This is a genomic window from Pseudomonas defluvii, assembly GCF_001695625.1.
Taxonomy (GTDB): domain Bacteria; phylum Pseudomonadota; class Gammaproteobacteria; order Pseudomonadales; family Pseudomonadaceae; genus Aquipseudomonas; species Aquipseudomonas defluvii.
On sequence record NZ_MBPN01000187.1, the window covers coordinates 1 to 5,198 of the forward strand.

The 5,198-nt window shown below is 62.7% G+C and carries 8 protein-coding genes; 1 reads left to right on the top strand and 7 read right to left on the bottom strand.

All coding sequences use genetic code 11. The annotated features are described in order from the left end of the window. The 5 genes from EKA13_RS25805 to EKA13_RS25825 all read right to left on the bottom strand — a co-directional run. On the bottom strand, positions 1 to 594 hold a 594-nt coding region (locus tag EKA13_RS25805; RefSeq protein ID WP_065761901.1), incomplete at its 3' end, for a PFL_4703 family integrating conjugative element protein. Beyond that, entirely contained in the window at positions 591 to 1,001 is a 411-nt protein-coding gene (locus tag EKA13_RS25810) for a TIGR03750 family conjugal transfer protein (protein WP_003158639.1), read from the bottom strand. The genes EKA13_RS25805 and EKA13_RS25810, both read right to left, overlap by 4 nt. A gap of 11 nt (positions 1,002 to 1,012) precedes the next feature. Next, positions 1,013 to 1,372 carry a TIGR03745 family integrating conjugative element membrane protein gene (locus EKA13_RS25815; RefSeq protein ID WP_009459670.1) on the bottom strand — a complete coding sequence of 120 codons (360 nt, stop codon included), beginning with the start codon at positions 1,370 to 1,372 and terminating at the stop codon, positions 1,013 to 1,015. A gap of 16 nt (positions 1,373 to 1,388) precedes the next feature. After that, on the bottom strand, positions 1,389 to 1,622 hold the full coding sequence (locus tag EKA13_RS25820) for a TIGR03758 family integrating conjugative element protein (protein ID WP_013520781.1): 234 nt from the start codon (positions 1,620 to 1,622) through the stop codon (positions 1,389 to 1,391). Continuing rightward, a complete protein-coding gene (locus tag EKA13_RS25825; protein ID WP_065761902.1) occupies positions 1,619 to 2,002 on the bottom strand; it encodes an integrative conjugative element protein, RAQPRD family in 384 nt (127 codons plus the stop codon). The genes EKA13_RS25820 and EKA13_RS25825 overlap by 4 nt, the downstream gene beginning before the upstream one ends. Before the next feature lie 161 nt (positions 2,003 to 2,163). Here EKA13_RS25825 and EKA13_RS25830 point away from each other — a divergent pair, with 161 nt between their 5' ends. Continuing rightward, positions 2,164 to 3,534, top strand: coding sequence for a hypothetical protein (locus EKA13_RS25830; RefSeq protein WP_003158636.1), 1,371 nt, complete (start codon positions 2,164 to 2,166; stop codon positions 3,532 to 3,534). Here EKA13_RS25830 and EKA13_RS25835 read toward each other — a convergent pair whose 3' ends face one another. Both EKA13_RS25835 and EKA13_RS25840 read right to left on the bottom strand, forming a co-directional pair. Continuing rightward, on the bottom strand, positions 3,535 to 4,284 hold the full coding sequence (locus EKA13_RS25835) for a TIGR03747 family integrating conjugative element membrane protein (RefSeq protein ID WP_003158635.1): 750 nt from the start codon (positions 4,282 to 4,284) through the stop codon (positions 3,535 to 3,537). After that, on the bottom strand, positions 4,281 to 5,198 hold a 918-nt coding region (locus tag EKA13_RS25840), incomplete at its 5' end, for a TraM recognition domain-containing protein (RefSeq protein WP_176717488.1). The genes EKA13_RS25840 and EKA13_RS25835, both read right to left, overlap by 4 nt.

The following is a 5,198-nucleotide window of genomic DNA, read 5'->3' on the forward strand; positions in this document are numbered from 1 at the left end:
GCAGTCGAGTACCAGGCCGAACGGGTTGCGGGCGGGATCGATGTCCACGCGCGTGACCTTGATGGGGTAGCGCACCAGGGCGCGCTTGACCTGTTCCGCGCCGTAGTACTCGTCGGCGCTGATGTCCAGTGTCACCACCCAGTCGCGGTCGGAGACCACGCGCACGCGCGTCGTAGGGTCGTCGCCGTAGCCACGGCCCGGGATTTCGTAGATGCCGCGCACGCGCTGGCGCAACTCACCCGTGCTGCGGCGGTAGTCGTAGTCGGCTCGCAGGAAAGCCTGGCAGGACGGCGTGAGATACGGCGAGAGTGTGTGAAGGTTGCGTGCGTAGTCCTCTTCGCCATTCGTGGGCCAACGGTGGAGGGTCTGAAACACGTAGAACGTGAACGCATAGACCGATTCGGGCGGCACTTCCCACCACTTGCGGGTACTGCCGGAGCGCAGATCAGGCGGGACGTGGATGGTCAGGTCGCGCGGAGCGCTCCACCAGCCGCCGCCCATCACCAGGGCGACGATGACCAGCGCGCCAGCACCCAGGCGAAGCGTCTTGATGTGCGCCTGCAGATGGGTGATCTCGTTCTTGAAGCGGCTCATCGTGCCCCCCTTGCAGCAGACCTTCGGGTGGTCCAGAAGCCGGAGCGTGAGATCAGCACATGGCCGCCCACCCAGCCCGCCACCAGCGGATAGCGCGTGGCGATGCGCCACTGGAGTTGCCGATACAGCCAGGTGTCGGGACGCCCACGCTTGAGGCGACGCAGGATGCCGCCCCCGATGAACACGCCGAAGGCCACGCCCAGCACGACGAACGTGGGCGCGAGCGCGATCGTGCGGAACACCCAGGACAGCGGCGCACCGACCAGCAGGCCGGCGGCACCGGACAGGCCGCAGCAGATCCACAACTCGTCGGCGGTGAGACCGCGCACCACAACGGGATGTCGATTGAGCCGGTGCGGAAGGAACGTGACCGTCCCGTCAGCACGGACGTGCTGCTGCTCGGACATACCGGCCTCGCTTACAGGATGCCGGTGGCTTCGGTGAGCAGCCAGATGCCGATCACGAGCAAGACGGCGCCGATGGCGACCGTGAGGCCGAACTGGCCCCACGTCTTGCGGCCTGTGTGGATTTCCGCGTAGGTCCCGTAGGCGTGGTAGCACACGCCGATGAACATGGACGCCACCACCAGCAGAGCCACGAGCATGATGATGTCGTAGCCGTAGTTGCGGATCGTTTCCATGATGCCGTTGCCTGTGCCGCGGGTCGGGTTCTCCAACTGCGGCAGACCCTGCGCGAACGACAGGGCGGGCAGCGCTGCGGTGCCCAGGGCCACGGTGGCGCGCTGGGCAAGACGGGAAGTGAGGATGCAGTTTTGCATGGTCATGCCTTTCAGGTCAGGAGAGGAGGAAGAAAGTCAGGACGAGGTACATCGCGACGAAGCGGATGCAGACGCCGAGGAACTGGCGCTGGTTGAGGCGGCTCTCGGACCACCCTACGTAAGCCGTTCGGATGGCCCAGACGCCCCAGACGAGCAGGACCGCGAACACGACGCCGACCAGGACGGTCGCCATCGCGGAAGGCGCGATGCCGCTGTTGGCTTGAAATGCCGAGACTTGGGCGCCGTTCATGGCTTGGCCTCCGCGGTCGTCGGCGGTGATGGCTCGACGGCCCGCTCGGTGCGGTAGTCGCCGGCCAGCTCGGCGGGGTCGCGCGGCTGAGCACGCGAAGGAGAGAGGTGCGCCTGGATGCCGGCGCGCACGCGCGCTAGGTCAGCCAGCAGCCGCGGGTAATCGAAGTGGTAGCGCTCGCCCGGCTGGATGGGGGCATGCGTAGCGCTGTCGGCGACGGTGCGCTCCAGCGCGTCGAGCTGGCGCAGCGCCGCGACCAATTCCTGACGCTGCGCGGGGGGCTCGGCCAACGCCATCGGGGACTGGCCCAGCAGGAGGGCCGTCACGAGAAAAGTGGGCACGCCGCGATGCGCGGCGCGCAGCCAGATCGGAGCCAACATCGCGCCATTCCTGTGTGATCAGCAATGGCTAGATCGTGGAGATCGGGGCTGTTTCAGGCCGCAAACAATAGGAACCCGCGGATGACCGGATTGATGGATGCCGAGGCTGTTGGTGTCAGCCTGGGCTATCCTGCGGTCAGAAGTAGATCGAGGAGGAATTTATGGGGCTAAAGACCGAGCTGAAAGCTCTGGTGGATGAGTTAGATCGCGTGCACAAGGGGGCCACTCCATGGTCCGAAGAGGCCGGCATTCCTGATTTCATCACCGCTGAGAACGGTATGCAGCGGTACTTCACCAAGAAGGCAAGAGAGGCGCTTGGGCAGTTCTCCAGCACCCTCCATCAGAATCGGACTCTGAACTCAGTGAAGATCGAACCCGAGGCCTTTCAGAAAATTGCCCGCCAAGCCGTTGCCGATATGCACGCCTCGGGTGAGCTTTCGGGGTTTGATGAATGCGATCAGGGCGGGCTGCTTCCCAAACTGAAATTGCTTATCGAGGAACGACTCGCAAGCATCACCAACGAACACACGCACTATTTCCCTGCCTGGACCCTGGGCATGGAGAGGAAGTCTCCGTTCTCCCTCGGCCCGGTGACATTCTTGAATAGGTCGGACTGGATAGATTCTGTAGATTTCCCTCAGCAGGGAAAGGATCACTATCTGAACCAACCAGAGGCGAACCACCGCTGGAAGGAAATTCTCAAGGATGCCTTGCAGAAGGCCAATGATGGCTCCTCCATCGAAGGGCTGGCCAACGCCGTCTACAGTGCGATAGTCGGATGTCCAGCCTTGGTCAAGGTAACAGTCCGTGGCTATGAGCGTGAATTCTCACGCAAGCTGGCGAGATTGGTTGGCAAGACAGCGCTTGACGCTATCTCTCTGGGCTTTGGAGCCCCCGAGTGCTTCCTGCAACAGGCGCTTCAAGACGAGCGCCTACCGCCTGCGGGTAGCGATCGCCTGGTCGAAACCAAAGGGTTTCTGTGGTTGCCTGGAAGCTCGCTCGGGAAGCGGATTCCTTCGCAACCTCCTGAACGAGTAAGGCAAGCGTTGGATGACATGACATCTATTCTTCCGGCATTCGCGGCGATCCTTGATGGGCTGCTTGATCCATCGAGTCACCCGCATCCCAAGCTTGCCAATCGATGGGCTACTGCGCTGGATTGGTTCGGCGAAGGAAACCGTGAGTTAAGCGATGCTATAGCGTTGGCGAAGCTCGGAACCTGCCTGGATGTACTGAGCTGCGGCGGCAGGAACGGCGGTATCTGTAAAATGGTCGTGCATCTGACCGGAACGAGTGACGACACGCAGGTAATACGAGGCAACCGTCCTCGCACGCTGAAGCAATTGGTCAAGGACATCTATGACCATGGTCGATCGCAGATACTGCATGGCACGCACTACGACAGACTGGAATCATTCGCGGCAGAGCGGCAGTATGCAGCCTACCTCGCACGGATCGTATTGATTGAGTGCGCAGTGCGACTACAGCGTTATGGTGGTCCAGATGATGACGGGGCGTTCAGCACAATATAGCTAGAGGTACTTTTTGAAGCTCCCCGCAGTCAGGGATATACCCAGTCCAAGCAAGGCGGTGCTCGGCAGCAGGATCAGCAGCGGATGCACCGATACCGGCAGCGCCAGGTACGTCACCCAAGGCAGCACGGCCAGCGGCATCAGGCTCGCCTTTGCGCGGTGGTAGATGAAGCCGGATTCCCGGCCCGCGCCGAAGCGCCGCACGTCACGGCGCACCAGGCCATCGATCAGACCTACGAATGCCGCCGTGAAGATCAGTGGCAGGGTGAGCACCAGGACCAACAGACGCACGAGAAAGGTCAGCGTCGTGAACGCTGCCGCAATCAGGTAGCTCTCGGTCCAAACATAGACTTGGCTGATGAAATAGCGGAAGTTGCGCGTCTGGCCCTGGCTCGACGCACGGGCGCGCTCGGCGGTCTGGCTCATGCGCTCCAGCAGCCCCGAACGCACGAACACCCATTCGTAGCCGGTATCTACCAACTCGTGCGCTGTGCGCCCCGGCTCCTGCACGATCACGCTGCGCGTGAAATGGCTAGACAGGTGCCCCAGCTCGTACTGCAGCATCTGCTGGGAGTGCCGCCAGCTTTGATCCTTCCAGAACAAGTGCATGCCCACGCACTCCATGACGATGGAGAACAGCAGCGAGCCGATCAGTACCCCAAGCAGCCGAAAAGGCAGCGTGATCGTGCCGATGACCAGACCCTGGCGGCGGCCTTGCTCCCTTCGTGTGGTGCCGGCGGCATCGCTCATGGTGCGGCCTCGTCTCTGGCCATATCGCCCGTGCCGGAGGCAGGAGCGTCGGCGGTGGCCACCTCATCGAGCAGGTCATCGGGCAAGGCCGTGTCCTGCAAGACCGGGGAACTGGTGAACTCCCACCACTGCGTGGCCTCACTGTAGCTCTGGCGCATGTAGCCCGCGAGTTGTTGCAGATCCTGCGGCATGACCTCATCGGGGTCCGGTGCCGGCAGCGGCATGCGAACCTTCCAAAGCTGGCCGCCCTGCAACAACGCGAAACACTGACCCTTGGGTAAGGCGACGACGTGCGACGGCTCGATCATCGGCACGCTGGACATGCTGATGCGGTCCTGCGTGTTGCTGGTGAAATCCGTCGCCCCGCGGATGTCGGAGCTGTCGGTCGCGCCGGAGACGATGGTGGTCGTATAGACCTCGACCTTCGGCAATTGCCGGGTCAGCAGTTCAGCGGTGGCCGTCTCGCGCACGCGCAGCATGAACAGGTTGTTGAAGTTGCCGATCACCTGACCGGCCTTCGCGCGGTTGCCGATGCGAGCCTCGATGTCCGAAAGGGTCTGGGTGTACGCGGTGACTTGCAGACCGGCGCCGCCGCCTTTGTTGATCAGCGGCACGAACTCGTCACCCATGAGTTCATTGAATTCATCCGCGTGGACGTTGATCGGCACGCGCGTGCCAGCCGATGCGCCCGGCAGGCCGTCATCGATCCCGTGCTTGTAGATATGGCCTGCCACCGAAACGAGATCGCTGAACATCGAGTTGCCGACCGCTGCGGCGACCTCGGCATCGGATAGCGCGTCCAGGCCCACATAGACGACGGCGCGCTTTCGGATGACCTGCATCCAATCGAAGATCGGGCGGGGGTCGGCCAGGTCGGAATAGTTCGGCGCCAGAAGCTGGGAAATCTTCCCGCT